At 41.5% G+C, this 18423-nt stretch carries 15 protein-coding genes; 2 read left to right on the plus strand and 13 right to left on the minus strand.

Annotated elements, in window-relative coordinates:
• Positions 1–9: 9 nt before the first annotated feature.
• The 4 genes from ACTJKG_RS20710 to ACTJKG_RS20725 form a co-directional block, all read right to left on the minus strand.
• Positions 10–387, minus strand: a complete 378-nt coding sequence (locus ACTJKG_RS20710) for a RidA family protein (RefSeq protein ID WP_172335350.1) — start codon at positions 385–387, stop codon at positions 10–12.
• Positions 384–527, minus strand: coding sequence for a DUF6728 family protein (locus ACTJKG_RS20715; protein WP_371742448.1), 144 nt, complete (start codon positions 525–527; stop codon positions 384–386). Before ACTJKG_RS20715 ends, ACTJKG_RS20710 begins: the two co-directional genes overlap by 4 nt.
• Before the next feature lie 230 nt (positions 528–757).
• Complete coding sequence (locus tag ACTJKG_RS20720; RefSeq protein ID WP_440740308.1) at positions 758–2104, minus strand: M28 family metallopeptidase; 1347 nt, start codon at positions 2102–2104, stop codon at positions 758–760.
• A 176-nt stretch (positions 2105–2280) separates the two neighbouring features.
• Entirely contained in the window at positions 2281–5451 is a 3171-nt protein-coding gene (locus tag ACTJKG_RS20725) for an ATP-dependent helicase (RefSeq protein ID WP_440740309.1), read from the minus strand.
• 181 nt (positions 5452–5632) lie between these two features.
• On the opposite strand from ACTJKG_RS20725, the gene ACTJKG_RS20730 reads away from it, so the two are divergent.
• Positions 5633–6199, plus strand: coding sequence for a hypothetical protein (locus ACTJKG_RS20730; RefSeq protein ID WP_440740310.1), 567 nt, complete (start codon positions 5633–5635; stop codon positions 6197–6199).
• An 11-nt stretch (positions 6200–6210) separates the two neighbouring features.
• Here the strand turns inward: ACTJKG_RS20730 and ACTJKG_RS20735 are convergent, their stop codons facing one another.
• On the minus strand, positions 6211–8004 hold the full coding sequence (locus tag ACTJKG_RS20735; protein ID WP_440740311.1) for a glycoside hydrolase family 3 protein: 1794 nt from the start codon (positions 8002–8004) through the stop codon (positions 6211–6213).
• A gap of 174 nt (positions 8005–8178) precedes the next feature.
• Between ACTJKG_RS20735 and ACTJKG_RS20740 the strand changes: the two genes are divergently transcribed.
• Entirely contained in the window at positions 8179–8844 is a 666-nt protein-coding gene (locus tag ACTJKG_RS20740) for a porin family protein (RefSeq protein WP_440740312.1), read from the plus strand.
• Between the two features lie 110 nt (positions 8845–8954).
• Here the strand turns inward: ACTJKG_RS20740 and ACTJKG_RS20745 are convergent, their stop codons facing one another.
• The 8 genes from ACTJKG_RS20745 to ACTJKG_RS20780 form a co-directional block, all read right to left on the minus strand.
• Positions 8955–9770, minus strand: coding sequence for a glycosyltransferase family 92 protein (locus ACTJKG_RS20745; protein WP_172335355.1), 816 nt, complete (start codon positions 9768–9770; stop codon positions 8955–8957).
• Between the two features lie 156 nt (positions 9771–9926).
• Positions 9927–10931, minus strand: coding sequence for a glycosyltransferase family 2 protein (locus tag ACTJKG_RS20750; RefSeq protein WP_440740313.1), 1005 nt, complete (start codon positions 10929–10931; stop codon positions 9927–9929).
• Positions 10932–10971: 40 nt separating this feature from the next.
• Positions 10972–11781 carry a DUF5672 family protein gene (locus ACTJKG_RS20755; protein WP_440740314.1) on the minus strand — a complete coding sequence of 270 codons (810 nt, stop codon included), beginning with the start codon at positions 11779–11781 and terminating at the stop codon, positions 10972–10974.
• Positions 11778–12734 (minus strand): hypothetical protein, encoded by a 957-nt coding sequence (locus ACTJKG_RS20760; RefSeq protein WP_172335358.1) that lies wholly within the window; start codon positions 12732–12734, stop codon positions 11778–11780. The genes ACTJKG_RS20755 and ACTJKG_RS20760 overlap by 4 nt, the downstream gene beginning before the upstream one ends.
• A gap of 39 nt (positions 12735–12773) precedes the next feature.
• Positions 12774–14630, minus strand: coding sequence for an ABC transporter ATP-binding protein (locus ACTJKG_RS20765; protein ID WP_440740315.1), 1857 nt, complete (start codon positions 14628–14630; stop codon positions 12774–12776).
• A 98-nt stretch (positions 14631–14728) separates the two neighbouring features.
• Complete coding sequence (locus ACTJKG_RS20770; RefSeq protein ID WP_440740316.1) at positions 14729–15730, minus strand: glycosyltransferase family 9 protein; 1002 nt, start codon at positions 15728–15730, stop codon at positions 14729–14731.
• A gap of 72 nt (positions 15731–15802) precedes the next feature.
• Positions 15803–16804 carry a glycosyltransferase family 9 protein gene (locus ACTJKG_RS20775; protein WP_440740317.1) on the minus strand — a complete coding sequence of 334 codons (1002 nt, stop codon included), beginning with the start codon at positions 16802–16804 and terminating at the stop codon, positions 15803–15805.
• Positions 16805–16883: 79 nt separating this feature from the next.
• A complete protein-coding gene (locus tag ACTJKG_RS20780) occupies positions 16884–17939 on the minus strand; it encodes a glycosyltransferase family 4 protein (RefSeq protein ID WP_440740318.1) in 1056 nt (351 codons plus the stop codon).
• Positions 17940–18423: the final 484 nt, after the last annotated feature.

Raw genomic sequence — 18423 nt, forward strand, 5'->3', positions numbered from 1 at the left:
GTGAGGCTCTTACTTTACAGCAATCACCGAGATTTCTACATTGACACCCTTGGGTAATGCAGATACCTGTACCGTTTCGCGGGCCGGGAAATTGGCGGTAAAATATTTTCCGTATACCTCGTTCACCTGGCCAAAATTGCCCAGATCGGTTAAAAATATGCTGGTTTTTACAATGTTCTCAAAACCGATACCAGCCTCAATTAAAATGGCTTTGATGTTTTCCATCACCATCACCGCCTCATCGGTAATACCGGTAGTTACCAATTCGCCGGTAACCGGGTTAAGGGGTATCTGGCCCGATACAAATACAAAATTTCCGGCTGCGGTAGCCTGGCTATAAGGCCCTATAGGAGCCGGCGCGTTATTGGTGTTTATTATTGTCATCATTTTTTGAATATGAGCACTTGTATCAGCTTGTAGATGATCCCAGCCAAAAACATAAGAATAGCCAGCGCATTGATAAAGTGCATAATGCGCAGATTAATGTTTGTGGGCCTGTTAGGATCTTTCTTTCTGAAAAAATACATATCACAAAACTAATAAAAATTTGCCTCACCCAACCCTCTCCTTCAGGAGAGGGCTTTTGATTTGCATATTAAAAAAGGATGTCATGCTGAGCCTCGTCGAAGCATGGTGAGCAGGCCTCTGCGCTCTACCCTTCGACGGGTCTCAGGGTGACAGCCCCATTTCTTTACCATTATCTATTTCTTCCACTTACTTATAGACCATTATCCTTTGGAGAGGGTTGGGGTAAGGCTTACCTCACCGGTTTCGGAAATACCGGCAAACTCTCGTGCCCTTCGGCATCAACAGCTTGCACGGCGAAAAAGTAATTATCTTTTGAATAGGCTAGCGTAGCGGTGGTATCGGTTACATAAAATTTGCGTTCCCAAAAGGCACTGGTGGTTTCGCGCATGAGTACATAGTAGCCTGCCGGTTTTTTGCCGGTAGCCGGGGCCTCCCAGGTTAGTTTGGTTTTATTGGTAAGATCGGTGGTGATGATGCCTACATTTTGCGGACGGGCCGGAGCCAATGCCAGGTTAGCCAGAACCGACAGATTCATGCGGGCCACTTTTTGCACATAGTTAAAATCTACAAAATCGGGTAGGTCACCATAATCCACACCGTTTTCGGCACGGATGTTTTGATGCTGACGATTAAAATCTTCGTTCATTTCAGTGAAGCGAACGGCGGTAAAACCCTGCTCCAGGAAAGGCAGGTGATCGCCGCCGCGCAGGTACCGGTCGCGCCTATAAATGAGTTTTACATCCAGCTGGTCAACATAGCGCTCTCCGGTTTCTTTGGCATAACGGGCCAGTTCACGTGAGGGACTATCATTTTCACCGCCTAATGATTTCAGGGCGGCTACCTGTTTATCAGTAGCATTAGTGGGTATGCCATCGCTAAAAACACGCACGCTACGATTATCTTTCAGGTCGGTTTCCATGCCATGGGTGTTGCCTACAATATCGTTATTCAGCATGGCATCTACGTTCCAATTCTCTGCTTTGGCGCGTTTGGCCAGGTTGGCCGATCCATACAAGCCTTGCTCCTCACCAACTACAGCAGCAAAAATAATAGTAGACGGGAACGATCGTTTAGCCATCACCCGGGCCAGCTCCATAGACAGGGCAGTTCCCGAGGCATCGTCATTAGCTCCCGGCTCAACGCCATTGGCGTCCATCACATCATTAATGCGCGAATCATAATGGCCCGATACAATGTATACCCGGGTATCCGTTGGATCCGTTCCCTTTAATATGGCCAGTACATTTTTCAATTTCACGGGCTGATCAATTCGTGTACCTTTTGGCTGGGTAAACGTATCGAACTGAACGGTCATGCGTCCGCCGGAAGCCGCAGCATACTTTTCCATTTCGGCCTTGATCCAGTTGCGTGCTGCGCCGCTGCCAGTTGTTTTGCTGGTAGTATCACTCAAGGTATGTCGGCTTTTAAAAGTCACCAGTTTGCGAATAGTCGCCTCTATATTTTTGGAAGATACCTCATCCACCATTTGTTTAATGCCCGCATCAGGTTTGATGATGGTTTGGGCTGCGGCCGGGAGGGTTAATAAGAGAAGGATAAATAGTTTTAGGTGTTTCATGTAGTTTTTTTATTGTTTATTCTATTTGGCAGCTTCAATTCCCTCCCCACGGGAGGGGTGCGATGGGTTGTGTTATGGCAGGGAGGGGTTTGTGCGACATGCATCACCAATAAACCCCTCCCTGCCCCTCCCGTTGGGAGGGAATCGCACAAGGCCCACGGCTCTAAATTTACCTATTATTCCTCTTCCTCCTCGCTTGCGGTTTGTAACATTTCGTCTACCTGCTTAAAATTGCTTTTTACAAAATGGCACCAGTCGCATTCTTTTTTGCCGCAGCCGGTATTAAAATCGTGGGCCATTATTTTGGCATAGGTATCTTTGATCTGTACGGTCACTATGTCCATATCATCCGGGGTGATCACAAATTTTTCACTGTGATATTCGCCTTCGCTTACAGGTTCCACAAAATCAAATACCGTGCTTACTACTTCCCAATCATTGGTGCGGTCATGGTCGACCAGTATTTTGTAAAACACACCCTGACGCCAGTAATCGCCGCCATTGGGGAAATCATTGGTGGGCCTTAGCAGCTTATCCTTGGCATTTTTAAGCTTACCCGTTTTATAATCCACTACGGTTACGTGCTTGCCATCAAACTCCATTTTATCCAGATTACCTTTGATAGGCACACCCCCTATTTCGATATTTTTGATGGTGCGCTCGGTGATGGCAACCTTATTCCAACTGTCAACATTCTTTTCGTAGTAGGCCGGTAATATTTTTTCGCCGTAGGCTACACGCAATTTATATTCATCCTTGGTAAATGAATCTTTATTGCGGGCCATGTACCAGCGAAACTCGTTCATGAACTGCTCGGTCGACAAAAACTCGTTATCATTATCTTTCAATAATTTATACGTTTTATTCAACGCCCAGTGTACTGCCTGCCCAAATGTAGCCGACGGACTTTTGCCAGATGGCACCCTGATCAGACACTGGAAATAGAACCGCAGCGGGCAATCCAGGTAACTGCTCAGGTGCGTTACAGACAGCGTATAGTTTTGCAGCAGCATGTTGATGTAGTTTTTATCCAGTAGCTCCACTTTTGGTTTTTCGGCCTCGCTAAACTGGGTCACGTAAAAGCCCAGCATGGCTTCTTCAGTCACTTTTGGATAATGTACCTGCAAGGCGGTGCTGGCCAGTATCTCGCCCACAAACTGACTTGCTTCCTGGTCTTTGGCTTTTTTATCCTTATTGGCATAGGAGATATACAGGTGTTGCTTGGCCCGGGTTATAGCCACATAAAACAAGCGGCGGCCTTCTTCTTTTTGTGCAATATCGTCAGATGCAGCCTGGGTTAAGGTATCGGGGTAACTGAAACCGGTATTACGGCCTTTGCCATCCCAGGTACGTTTATCGCAGCCTATAAAAAACACATGTTCAAATTCCAGTCCTTTGGAGCCGTGAGCGGTTAAAAAATTAACCCCATTATCAGAAAAGATCACCTGGTTCAGATCAAGCCTAATGCCGTTCTTCTTCATCAGCTCGATGGTGGCTATAAGTTCATCGAGTTTAATTTCGGGATTCTTGCGACTTTCATCTTTCAGGAAATCAAAAAAGCTGGTGAGCATTTGCATGTGCCCGCCTTTGTCCGTTTGCTGCATAATGTACCGCAGGATACCCATTTTGGCTATTACATCCTGAAAAAGCGCCTGCAACGTTTTGCTCACTGCCGATTGCAGTAACTCATCAATATCATTAATGAGATACTTCATCGCGGTAAATTTATCCGGCGTAAAAAGATCGGTTTGTGCTGGTGGCCGCAGTTCGCTTACGTATCTACGGATAGAGGTTTTGGGCTTATTACCTGTTACCGCGCCATAATTCTCTTTAGCAACCGCGATGCTGGCCTTGGCAATTTCAATGGGGGCGATGTTAAAGAAATCATAATGCATGATCTCGAACAACAGTTCGTCGCCGCTGTATGACGAATCCAGCTCCATAGCCAGGTACCGCAGAATGTTGATGATCTTTTCGCCAAAAGGCTGGGTCAGAATATCGATCTTGCGCTTGGTATTTACGGCTATCTTCTGGACGTCCAGATATTTGATCATTTCTTCTACCTGGCTGTGGTTGCGATAGATCACCGCCACCTCGCCCGGAGGTACACCTTTATCGATCAACGCTTTGATCTGTGCCGATACATCTACCAGCTCCTGGTCGGGATTTTCATATTCGTTGATCACGGGCTCTACAGTTAGCTCGGCAAAACGCCCGTGCGAGGCACGCAGATCTTTATCCAGCTTGAGCTGACTAGTCAATCTTTCAAAGTTATTGTTGATAAGGGCTCTGGAGATATCCAGTATATGCTGATTGGACCTGTAATTATGTTTAAGCACTACGGTGTGCAGGGTATCTACATAATCGGTAGCAAAATCCAGGATGTTTTTCATGTTGGCGCCCTGGAACTTAAAGATCGACTGGTCATCATCGCCCACCACAAATACGTTGGGTACGTCCCAATAACTCAACAAAAACCGCAACAGCTCGTTTTGTGAACCGCTGGTATCCTGAAATTCATCGACCAAAATATACTGGTAGCGCTCCTGGTATTTACGCAGAATCTCTTCATTATCGCGGAAAGCCCTGAGCACCCAGATGATCATATCATCATAATCATACCGGCCGCGGGCTTTCATTTTGGCATCGTAGTTTTTGTATTCGCCTACGGCTGCCAGCAATTTGTTCATAGTTTCATGAGCGGCATCAATATCTTTTTGTTTAGGATCGCCAACTTTGATGCCTGTTTTGGCATTGGCCCGTTTGTATACAAATTCTTCCCGGTTAGGGATATCGTCAAGATATTCCTGCACCGCTTTGGCAATCAGATCGGCATCCCAGTTTTCCCGTTTCATGGTCGAGAACAGGTCTTTGAGGCGCTTGGTATCGTAGTAAATATCGCCGGTAAAGCGTTTGAGCAAATGATCGTTGCCAAACTCATCAACCAGTTCGCGGAATAACATCGCCGATTCCAGATCGGACAATGATTCCAGGTTCAGCTTACCAAAATATTCCAGGTTTTCCTGGATGATCTCATTACAAAAAGCATGAAAGGTATATATATTGATGCGGTAAGCATCGGGACCGATGAACTCAAACAGGCGTTTGCGCATAGCCACCGCACCCGCATCGGTATAGGTAAGGCACAGAATTTCGTTGGGCAGGGCATCGGTATCGGTTAATATTTTACCTATACGGGCGGCCAATATCTGCGTTTTACCTGTACCCGGCCCTGCTACTACCAGCACCGGCCCATCCATTTTGTTAACGGCAGCCAATTGCTCGGGATTTAACCCGGCCAAAGCCGCCTGAAATTTATTGTTATATTGATGAAGATTTGATTGCATATTGTTTAGTAAAGATAGGAAATAGCCCCCTCTAATCCGATAGCTATCGGACCTCCCTCAAAGAGGAGACTTTAAAAAAACTCTTTTAAGCCCTCTCCCTTGAAGAGGGTTGGGGTGAGGCTGTATTAATATAATTTGCAAACATCATAATTAATAGCATCTTTAAGCCAGACATTTAAAGATGGAATTACCGTACCAGGGCAGAGCAATTATCGAGGATAATTTTGACTACGTAAGAATCACGATACCCGCAAAAAAGAATTTATTTATTATCCTTTTCCTATGTGTATGGCTGTGTGGCTGGTTTTTTGGCGAAACATCGGTCATCAAAGAATTACTGAATTCAACAAACAGAGGAACTGATCTGTTTAGCATAGTTTGGCTCGCCGGATGGACACTGGGTGGCCTGTTTGCACTTAAAACAATTTACTGGCTATTACTGGGTAAGGAGTGTATTGAAATTGGTAAGGGCGTACTGATCCTGAAAAGACAGGGCGATCCCTTAAGTAAAACTACATTTTATGATCTTAACTCATGCACCAGCTTCCGGGTACAGGACGATCAGATAAACACTAATTTTGCCAGGTATAATACATTAAAGTCGCTCAACGGGCGTACCGGCACCATTGCATTTGATTATGGCATGAAAACCATTCGCTTTGGCGAAAACATTGATGAAGCCGAAGGTAAATACCTGCTAAATCTGCTGACCCGAAAAAAGATCCTGACCGATAAAAATCTAGCTTAAAGCCTGTATCCTTACTGTAAACCAAGACCTGCCCCTGTTGGGAAAGAGGTGTTAACACTCACCGGCAATTTACCCGTTGGCTTTAACGTGCCCGCAATTACTTTAGCTGCTGATTTTTGCAGTTCGGGGCTCATTTGATAACACACCAACAGCGCGTTACTTTTTTCGATGCCGGGTAATCCTGCTATGGTATAAGCATTGGCAAAAACACTCATGATGGTTCCTTTGCGTACGGCAAGGTCGCTTACCATACCGCGTACATCGCTGCTGTAATCCAGTTTACTTTGTGGGCGCAGGCGGGTATCATGTATGCCCACAATTACCTGGTTATACTGTTTTAGCCAGTTCATGATATTGCGCACCTCAATAGCCGGGGCATTTTTGGCCACCATAAATATACGGCAGTTAGGGAAGCTCTTGGCCATTTCCTGCTGAAAAACGGTAGGTGCATCAACCCCAATACTTACGATGGCTGTTTTCAAAAATGGGTTCAGTTTCAGCGCGGCCGAATTACCTTTTAATAAAGTCACCGAGGCATCGCTCAATTGCTGCACAAGATCTTTAGCTGCCTGGCGGTTAAGGTCTTCACTTAAATTTACCGGCGAAACCTGTGGCCTGCGGTTCAAACCTGCCCAATATTTGGCCGCCAGCACTTTCTTCACTTTAGTTTGAAATTCATCAGCGCTGATCAATCCTTTACGTACGGCCCTGCGGATAAGCTTAATGGCACGATCTGAATTTTCCGATAGTTCAATAATATCAATGCCAGCTAAAAAAGCCCTTACATCGGCCTCGCCGTTCGGAAAATATTTGGTAACCCCTTTCATCTCCATCGCGTCGGATACCACCAAACCTTTAAACTGAAGGGAATCTTTCAAAATACCGGTAACAATGGGGCGTGATAGTGTTGAAGGCAAATTTTTAGTATTATCAAGTGCCGGGATATTCATATGTGCTATCATAATGCCGCTGATACCGGCGTTAATAGCCTCGCGAAAAGGATACTCTTCGAGCGAATCCAAACGGGCTCGGCTGTAGGGCAACAAAGGCAAATCAAAATGCGAATCGACATTGGTATCGCCATGCCCCGGAAAATGTTTGGCCGTGGTTAGTAAACCGGCATCCTGCATCCCCTTAAAGTAAGCAATCCCCTTTTTGGCCACATTATACATATTATCGCCAAACGAACGATAATTGATCACCGGGTTATTGGGGTTGTTGTTGATATCCATATCGGGCCCAAAGTTGATCTGGATACCCAGTCGCTTAAAATCATAAGCTACCTGCTGACCCATTTTATAGATCAGATTATTGTCCTGTATGGCGCCCAGTGTCATCTGGTAGGGATATGATATGGTCGAATCCAGGCGCATGCCCAGGCCCCACTCACCATCCATAGAAATGAGCAAAGGTACCTGTGCCAGCTTTTGATATTTGTTAACCAGTAAAGCCTGCCTGCCGGGGCCGCCCTGAAAAAACACCAGGCCGCCTACCTGCTCGTCTTTGATCACCCGGGCAACAGAATCTTCGTAAGCTTTGCCTTTGTTGGTATGCGCGCGTACAAAAAGCAACTGCGCTACTCTTTGCTTGCGGCTTAGTTTATTATAAACCGAATCAACCCAGCGGTTTTGCGTGTTTAAGCTTTGTACATAGCTCGTTTTTTGTGCAAAAGCGTTAACTGCAATAAAATTAAGTGCTATAATTAAGGTACAGCAAATACCGTTATTCAATTTTGGCATGGTCAAATGTAGTACAAATTGTATCAGGTAATGTTTATGGAGTGCCGGGTTTTTTGAAGATTTCATGAAGAAATATAAAGTTCTGGTACTACTCGCGAATTATTGGAAACTAAAAATAAACCTTTGCGTTAATTTTTACTCTATGTAGTATAAATCAAAAATAATCAAGGAACGGTTGCAGGCCCGAACTAAAAATAAAATACCTGCAATTTGCTCCGCTACCGTTAAAAACAAATAAAAATGAAAAAATTTATCTTTTTTGCAATATGCCTATTTGCAGCTGGTGCAGCGAGCGCACAAACTTATTACGGGCCACGCCAGCCACGCCGTTATGTAAGGCATCAACAACGCAGGCCGTATAACGAAAATCAGATCAAAGTAGGTTTTACCGCCGGCTTAAACCTGGCCAACTCGCTTGATGCTTATGATTCACGCTTCAGCTCCAGTACAATAGCCGCATTCAATGTCGGGCTTACACTGGATGTTCCGGTTACCAATTATTTTTCGTTCGCCCCTGAAGTACTATTTTCGCAAAAAGGCTTTAGTGCTGATCTTGAAAACGCCCATTTTACCGAACGTACCAACTATATCGACGTTCCCTTACTGGCTAAATTCAAAATTGTACCCGGGTTTAATTTCTTAATTGGCCCTCAGCTTACCTTTTTAACTTCGCAAAGGGACACTTACCGTGATTTTGGCACCAATGTAGAAACCCGTTATGACGGCCACCAGGGCGACCAGAGCTATGTGGCCGGTGTAGTAGGTGTTAGTTTTGATATTAACCGTAATGTAGAGATCAGGGGCCGTTACAATATTGACCTTGCCCGTAACGCTTCCAATGAAGCCGATCTGCCCGATTTCCGCAACCAGGTTTGGCAAATTGGCTTAGGGTTTAAATTTCAATAAAAAGTTTATTGTAAATTAAAAAGGTTCCTCATATATACATATATAAATGAGGAACCTTTTTAATTTACTTATAAAAAGTACACGGATCAATAAGCATAAAAGTAAAACCGCTACTGGTTATTCTTATCCATTATTATCTTGAGCTCTTTTATATTTTCATCAACAATAAAATTACATTTTTCATCCTCAATGTAAAATTCATTTAAACTTCTGATCTCGTTATTGTCTGCCCTGCCCCTTGCTATTTTCAACTTAAATTCGGCTAACGAACGTAAGAAGTAATGGTTCATTTGTATTTTATTAGAAGTATGTAAAGAGATAGGGCCTTCAATACGTTTACCATTTTCGTTTACACAATATTTCCCGAATTTATATTTGAAATGATGTGGAGTCTCCACCCGTTTAACATATCGGGGTTGAACAATACTTTTAATATGTCCATTCACGCTATCTGTTTTAAGCGACCTTCTAACATAGCTTTCAAGCTGGCTCCCCTGGGGCTTTTCTAAATGACCATTGGAACCAAACATCAACCAATAAATACCAAGCCCTCCGTATTTTTTATAATTTTCTAAAAAATCGGGCAGATTTCCGGTTAGCGTTTTCGGCACAATAAATTCATCAACATCAATAAAAGCTAACCATTGGCATTCGGGGCCATAGCGCTTTAAACATAATTGATAGCTAGGCATTTGCTTTGCTTTACCGGCAACCGGCTCAACGGTCACAATGCCTTTTTCTATATAATCACGCAAGCTTTCAGTAACCGGGATTTTTGATTCATTATCATAAACATAAAAATGGCTTACACCAATTTGTAAATGATAGTCTATCCATTCTGCAAAATAAGGGTCTTCATGTTTGGCTATACAACAAATAGCAACTTTATGCTTATAAGATTCTAACCCAAGAATTTTTTTAATCATTTAAATATTAATTTAAATACAACACATATGATTATAAACCAATGCGTTATAAATATTCCGACAACTGTACATTTGCCAATAAATTACAATTATAAGTTATATTAAGGCTGTTTAAAATAGTTTTTTTGGAAATACATGAATCCCAAAAGCAGCTGTTCAATAGCTTTTTTCATCTAAATCAACGCGGAGTATTTTTTTGCTGTTGGGCCTAAAATAAGTGTACCAAAAGTTCTTAAGCTTATACCCCCATATCATTTTTTTCACCTCCCTGTTTTTCCGGTAGTTATCCCATTTGGGGATGTAATATAAAATATCGACGTGCTTTTTCATTAAAAAGAAAAGTTGAATAGCCAGGTAATTATTGGGTCTGTTTACATACAGCCGCAATAATGTATTAACAAACTGAGGTCTTTTATTTTTAGGATAAGAAGCGCAATACTGTAACCACTTACTCTGGCGTTTAAAAAGCTGTTCGATGGTTTTGTGCCTATGTTTATCTTTCTTATCGTCTTTTCTATATAACAAATCGGTATCACTATCATCGTGCTGACGGTATTTAACCAGGCATTGCGGCAAATAGTCAATAGTACCTAAATTAGTGGCCACATAGGCAATCCACCAATCATGATAAGTATCTTTTTTTAAGGGACGCACCTCATCAATCAGCTCCTTTTTAAAAAGCATCGAATGACCCGATACACAATTACTAAACAAAAATACTTCCGGCTCATCGCCCCGGTAAAAGTTAAACAGATCGGTCATTTTTACATTTAGTGACTCATTCTGCTCATTAATAAGTTCAGAATCGTGATACAACATCAGGTTATTACCTATAGCGGCTACCTGCAATTCAATCTTTTTAAAATCCCACAGATCGTCCTGATCACAAAATGCTATCAATTCGCCCTTACAACAATCCAAAGCACGCTCAAAATTTTTAATCAAACCTAAATTGGTTTCGTTTTTATACAAATGGAGGTTGGGATATTTTGATGCATAACCAGCAAGTATCTGATAGGTATGATCAGTGGAGCAGTCATCTACAGCAATGATTTCAATATTGGTATAGGTTTGATTAATAAGTGTATCTAATTGCTGCTCTAAAAATCTGGCGCCATTGTACGTACAAAGCGCAATGGATACAAGCGGGAGTTCTTTCATTAGATGTATGCTTATATTTAAAGAATAAATTATTCAGTTTTTATATATGGTAACCTAGTTTTTTAAATATTTGACGCCAAAAATCGAGGTTTTTATCCCAGGCATGGCATCCAAAGGGTAACTGGTTCTTATTTAACCTCAAGGCACGCTCTGGAGCAAGTTCAAACGAAAACTTTAACCCCGTTTTATATGATGGTATGTTTAATATTTTCCGTTTCCTGTTAACCTCCACACTCCAAAAAATATCTTCATGAAATTCGTGCTCACTACGTGTTAAATAAACCGACATCCTATCGCGCATGCTGATACTCAGATCGTAAAACTTTTTTACTCTCCGTAATGAAAATCCTCCGTTACCAACTCTGTATTCATATTGCATTGATGATGGAAGTCCGTTTTTCTGAATATTAAACCGGGCATGATAATGAAATTGAATTTTTGACTTGATGGCTTTAATAAAATCCGGGTAATCACCTGGTGGTATCCATGGAGCACCTATATAATCAATTGACTGGCTGCACCAATATGCCAGTTCATCCTTAAATACAAAGGCATCCAATTGGTGAATCAGAATAAACTCATAATCTAAAAAACGTTTGTAAAAAGTATCAGAAAGCATTAAAGCGTTATAGCCATCAATACTTTTAAAATAGCTGTCGTCAAAGGTTTCAATAGCTGTAAAATTATACTGGTTAACCACATCGGGTAAAACAAACGAGTGAGGCTTTATAATGATGCGGGGATAATTAGCCAAAACATTTTGTAGCTGAGTTAGCGCAATTTTTTCTAAATCAGATATCGTATTTTGATAAAAAGGGACTATAATGGCAACTTTCTTCAGCGCACTCATAATTCCTGGTTTTTATGATAAAGCTTCTGTACCAATGATTCAAAATGATCCTGAAAAAGAAAATCATAACCATTTTCACCTTCCGGAACAACGTTGATAACATCAAAACAAGCTTCTAAAATGCGCGGGACTTTTAATGCTTCGGCAATTGAAAATGGGAACGATTGATTACCGATAAAAAATTTACAGCCTGCAATTATCCGGGCCAGTTGTAAAAAATCATCTACCTGCACCCACTCTATATTAGGAACCTGCTTTTTGATGTCGTTATACTCCGATTCGACTCCTATAAATTTTAAGCCTTTGTAGTTTTCTAAGAACTTATAATCAACTCCCTGGCTCCTGTATCTTTCGCTCCGTGCAATAATTACACAGTCTGCAAACGATGTATCCGGTTCCACATCAAGCCATTTTTTCCATAATTCAGGATTTACCCCGGTTATATATGAACACCAATGGGCTATGTTACACCTATCCATCGGTACGTGCCCGGCCCTGAAGTAATCCAGGTCAATATCTATTTTCTGATCCGTAAGCACTTCAAACCGACTGATGTATGACTGCGAACTGATTAAAGGAGCCAGCATGGCCATCATTTTATCATTGAGCCTTACATTACCCAGAGGGTGGGTAGTTCTGTCCGAAAGCAATAGTGGCTGCCCAAGCCTCAAGTATAAATTTATGGGGACCTTTACGGTTTCGGCCAGTTTTTTAATAGTTGGCAGTGCATAAATAATATCGCCGGCATTGCCACTATGATTAAGGTTAAGCTGATGGTTACCAGCGGCAACAGCCCTTATCTTTGCAGGATTATTCAATCGTTCATCCCCGATTAAAAAATTGGTAGTTTCAACATTTTTATAATTATGCAACTCCCACTTATAATTTTTATAACCGGCCCTGTCGGTATATTTAAGCCAATAAGTACTTATAAAACTTCTTTTTTTTACCATTTCAGTTATTTCAAAACCCGGCCAAACAATTTCTATTTATTAATCGGCATTAAAAGTTTGCATATCTATTAAACGTTTGTACACACCATTATTGTTAATTAGCTCTTGATGTGTGCCTTGTTCTGCCACCTTTCCGTTATCCAGCACAATGATCAGATCGGCGTTTTGAATAGTACTCAGGCGGTGTGCTATAATGAGCGAGGTACGGTTTTTCATCAGATTGTTTAACGCTTCCTGAACCAGTTTTTCAGATTCGGTATCCAGGGCGGAGGTAGCTTCATCAAGCAGCATAATTGGCGGGTTATTCAGTACGGCCCTTGCTATACAGATCCTTTGTCTTTGCCCTCCTGATAATTTTGTTCCCCTGTCGCCGGTATTGGTTTGGTAACCTTTATCCGTTTCCATGATAAAATTATGTGCATTGGCGATGCGTGCGGCAGCTTCAACCTGTTCCTGCGTTACATTGGTTTTACCAAAAGCGATATTGTTAAAAATGGTATCGTTAAATAATATCGACTCCTGGTTCACAATACCCATCAAAGCACGCAATGACTCAGAAGTAACCGATTTTATATCTCTATCATCAATATAAATAGTGCCCAACTGCGGTTCACTAAACCGGGGTAACAGATCCATCAATGTTGATTTACCACCACCAGACGGACCTACCAGGGCTACAGTTTTACCTTTAGGTATTTCCAGATTAAGATTTTTCAATACATACTTATCAGGTTCGGTATCGCTTTCATCTGCTGTAACTTTATTTTTATAGGCAAATGATACATTTTCAAATCGTACACTTTTGGTAAAATCAGTTATTGTCACGGCATCAGGAGCATCTGTTATCAATGGCTTTTCATCAATAAGGGCCAACACCCGCTCGCCTGCAGCTATGCCGGAATGTATGTTACTGAAAGAGTCAGATATGGCTTTAGCAGGCCTCATTATCTGCGAAAACATGGCAATGTACACGATAAAATTATCGGCCGATAAAGTACCGGTATGATTAATAATTAATGAGCCACCATACAATACAATGCCAGACACCATTAAAACGCCTAAAAACTCAGATACTGGCGAGGCCATTTGTTGTCTTTTGGCCATTGAACGGGTTATTCTTGAATATTGCCTGTTCTCATGATCAAACCTGTTTTTTATAAATGAAACCGCATTAAATGCTTTAATGATCTTTATCCCCGTTAAAGCTTCATCAAGGTTACTGATCATATTACCGTAAGTTTGCTGCGACTCCGTAGCTTGCTCTTTAAGCCGCTTAACTATTCTTGATATAACAAATGCCGAAACGGGAATGATCAGCATCGAAAATAAAGTTAACTTAACCGATATAACAAATAAAAACACCAGGTAGGTTAATAGTTGAAAAGGCTCTTTAAACGCAACCTGCAATGTACCGGTAACCGAAAACTGCACTACTTGTACATCGGCTGATATTTTTGAAAGTATATCCCCCTTGCGTTCATTACTAAAATAGCCCAGGTGCAGGTTCATTACGTTATTAAAAACAGTTTTTCTGAGATTAAGCAGTGTATAGATTCGCAGGTTTTCCATAATCCGCTGCGAAAAATACCTGAATAAATTGCTTAGCAGCACCGATACAACAATAGCAGCACAAACGAATTTTAAAGCGCCCAGGGCACCATAATGCTGATTGGCGGTGTAAGCAAAATAATTAAAATCCTTTAAAGGGTCCCACCAATTGGCAGGCTTGTTTACCACCTCGGCAGTAGCCGGGTTAAAAATTGTTTTTAATAATGGAGCCAGCAACGCAAGATTAAGCGTGTTAAATATTACCGAAAATAACGTTAAAATAAAATATGGAAAAGCAAATTTCCCGATAGGCTTTGCAAAAGACAGAAGTCTGAAATATGTTTTCATTTAAAAAGCTAAGCTGCAAAATTAAGTAAATGGCAGCTATTATGGGTACAGTATTATTACAGGGTAAAACGCCCGGGTTCTTATGTTATTATTATTTATTACTTAAGCCAGCTACTTATCCGTTCAAAAACCATATCAACGGTAATGCTGCTCAGATCATCAGAGTCGCTTTCAATATGCTCGGCCCTTACACCTAACGGCGCCCAGCGGGTAGCATGGATACCTATGGTAATGGGGAATAAACCCAGAGTATGTATTCCTGAAGCAGCGGCAACATGCAGTGGGCCGGTTCCGGATGCAAGCAAGCCATCGGCATGATAGATGAACGCAATGAGCTCCTCAAGGGTTAGCTTTCCGCTTACATCAATTACAGATGCCGGTAACTGAGGGATCCACGTTTTAAAAAGCTCATGTTCTTTTTGCGACCCGGTTATAAAAACGCGGAACTTATTCGCAGGTAAAAGTTTGATTAACGCAGTAAAATTATCCAGATCCCACTCCTTACCATTACCGTTTGATTTGGCATGGATGATCAGGTTGAATTTATCATCCTTCAACTGATCTTTAATTTGTGCCGGCAAAGTTACTGTGGGTTTAAAATTGCCTTTGAACAAATTTGACAGCGTGCCTAATGTGGGCACATGCGTAACACCAAGCGGTTTGCACAGGTAAATATCCTGTTGCGCCTCGTGCAGATCGGATCTCCGGCGGCTTAGTCTCACTAATTTATTACAGGTAAAAAAATGATAATTTCTGCTGGTTACGCCTATTCTTATTTTGACTCCGGCCTTTTTCGCGGCTTCGGCAATTTCTCTTTGGGGGAATTCATGCACAATGGCGTCTATGGCTTTTTCTTTAAAAACAGCAGCTATTTCATTAACCGATAAAGCTTTTAAGTCATCATAATTGATAAAATGATCAACGGCCCTGCAGGCATCTATCACCGGCTTGGTATAACTGCGGCCCAGAAAGCTGATGATCACATCGGGATACAGTTGTTTTAAATAGATGCAGGTAGGTAGTTGCAGTACAACATCGCCCATGGCATCAAGCCGGTTTATTAAAATATGGGTTATTTTTTTGTTATCGATTACGGGCATTTAACTTTTATATAGCATATATCAACAAGGCAAAAATAGAACAATAGTTTATTAAAGGTTATTAGCCCTATTTTATTGCAGCCAGCATTCAATTTTCTTTTTAACCATATCAACAGAAATACTGCTCAAATCGTCAGAATCGCTTTCCAGGTGTTCGGCCCGTATACCCAATGGCGCCCACCTCGTAGCATTGATAGATTTGGAAACGGGGAATAAACCCAATGTATAGATTCCCGAAGCGGCGGCCACGTGCAGCGGACCGGTGCCTGATGCCAGCAAACCATCGGCATGATAAATAAAGGCTATAAATTCGTCAAGATCCATTTTCCCGCTCAAATCAATTACCGAAGGCGGTAATTGCGGTATCCATGTTTTAAATAGCTGATGCTCCTTGAACGATCCTGTTATAAAAACGCGGAATTTATCCAGAGGCAAACCATTAATTAAGGCAGTAAAGTTATCCATATCCCACTCGCGTCCGTTACCACCTGATTTAGAGTGAACAATCAGATTAAATTTATCATCCGTTAGCAAATTTTTAAATTGAGCCGGCAAAGCCACCAAAGGCTTAAAGTTATCCTTGTAATAACGGGCAATAGTACCAATGGTTGGGATATGGGTAACCCCAAGAGGCCCGCACATATAAATATCCTGCTGTGCTTCGTGCAAATTTGATTCTGCCCGGTTTAACCTGATCAGTTTATTGCAGTTAAAAAGATGATGAATTTTACTGGTTGCGCCTATCCTTATTTTGATGCCCGCCTTTTTCGCGGCCTCGGCAATCTGGCTTTTAGGAAATTCATGCACAATGGCATCAATATTTTTTTCTTTAAACAGCGCAGCTATTTCTTTTTTTGATAAAGGCTTAAGGTCATCATAATTCATAAAATGATCAACGGCCTTGCATGCCTCTATAATGGGTTGGGTATAGCTTCGTCCCAGGAAACTGATGATCACATCGGGATATAATTGCTTTAAATAAATACAGGTGGGCAGCTGCAGTACCACATCGCCAATGGCGTCAATCCTGCTTATTAAAACATGCTTTATCTCTTTATTATCAATTATTGGCATCTATACTTTATTAAAATAACGGGTATAAGTGTGCAAAAATACAACAATACAATTTGGGAGTTTAACCCATATTTAGTGGTTACATGCCCAGGCATTCGGTATACAGATCAAGATATTGACGGGCTGTTTTTTCCCAATTAAATTTAGCCGCGTGTTGTTTGATGCTTTCGGCCATGTTATTGGTGGCGTATTCATCCAACCCTTTGGCAAAAATTGCCTGCATGGGTTCGGGTTCAAAGTTATCAAAGTACCAGGCTGCATCGCCGCCAATTTCTGGCAGGGAGGTATACTTTGATAAAAATACAGGCTTGCCAAAATGCATAGCTTCAATAACGGGCAACCCAAAACCTTCGGCTATGGATGGAAATGCAAAGGCTTCGCAATTTTTGTAATACCAGGCTTTATCCTCGTCGCTGATCAGACCGATCAGTTTTACCCTGTCTGCACAATTATATTGATTAGCCTCATCTATTATTCGCTGCTGATAGTCGGTTATTTTACCGGCAACAATCAGCTCCAGATCATTATTGTGCAACAGGGCCGGTAAAACATGAAAGTTTTTTTTGGGTGCGAGACTACCAATGGTAAATATAAATTTACGTGCAGGTTTATATGGCGGTTGATGATGTAGTGGCAAAACAAGCTTATCGGCTCCGTTATAAATAACGGTAAGCTTACCAGCCGCCTGCGGATAATATTTAACAATGTCACCGGCCACAAAATTTGATATGGTCACAATCTTGTCGCAGCTATCTATATAACCGCCCAGGCGATCAAGGTATTTTTTATAACGTGCCGGCGAACGTGTTTTTTCATGAACGGGGTTCATGTCATGAATAGTAAGTACTTTTTTTGCTTTTACCCGGGTAGGTCGCAACTTACAATACTGATTGGTAAAATGCACCAGCTTAAATTGTTTATATGCCGGAAAAAACACCTTATGCAAAGGCGACATTAAAATAGTACCGGCAAGCTGCTGAAACCAATAAATAGATTTTTTGTGCAGATAGCCAAATATGGCAAACCGGCCATTGTTCTGCTTCAGGATCTCATCACCTAAACTTCTTTCAAAAAAAAACATGCCCGATGTGGCGCGTTTTAACGAATCGAAAGTAATCAGAATGGTGGGTTTCAAATGCGGGTATCTTAATTTAAAGTTGTAAACCGCCTCTAAAAAATTTCCAGGTGGCGTTGAAAAAACAAATATACGGTTTTGGTGAATTATTAGATATTAGTGCACTTACCCAGACATTCGTGTAATCGCGGCCATTTGTACAGCAGAAGATTTCACACTTCGTTTCAGATATAGTTTCTCTTTCGCAACCACGTTCATACCCTTCGCATGCTTTATCGAAATGGCAATTTTTATAAAGACCAGCTCTTTCCAATACCGATAGACTTCAATCTGGCGAAGAACCATACAAATGCACCTGGCAAAAATTAATATAGCCCATTAATTAAAAAAGCTTTAGCAACCTTATGCTAAAGCTTTTGAAAGATGAAAAATTCAATCTGTATAGTTTTGTAGATACTTATGTATAGTTTATGATGAATTAACAATTCAATAACAATTGAAAGATGTGATTAAATTACTTTCATTGTAAAATAACTGTCAAAAT

The organism is Mucilaginibacter sp. 22184 (genome assembly GCF_052045695.1).
Classification (GTDB): Bacteria; Bacteroidota; Bacteroidia; order Sphingobacteriales; family Sphingobacteriaceae; genus Mucilaginibacter.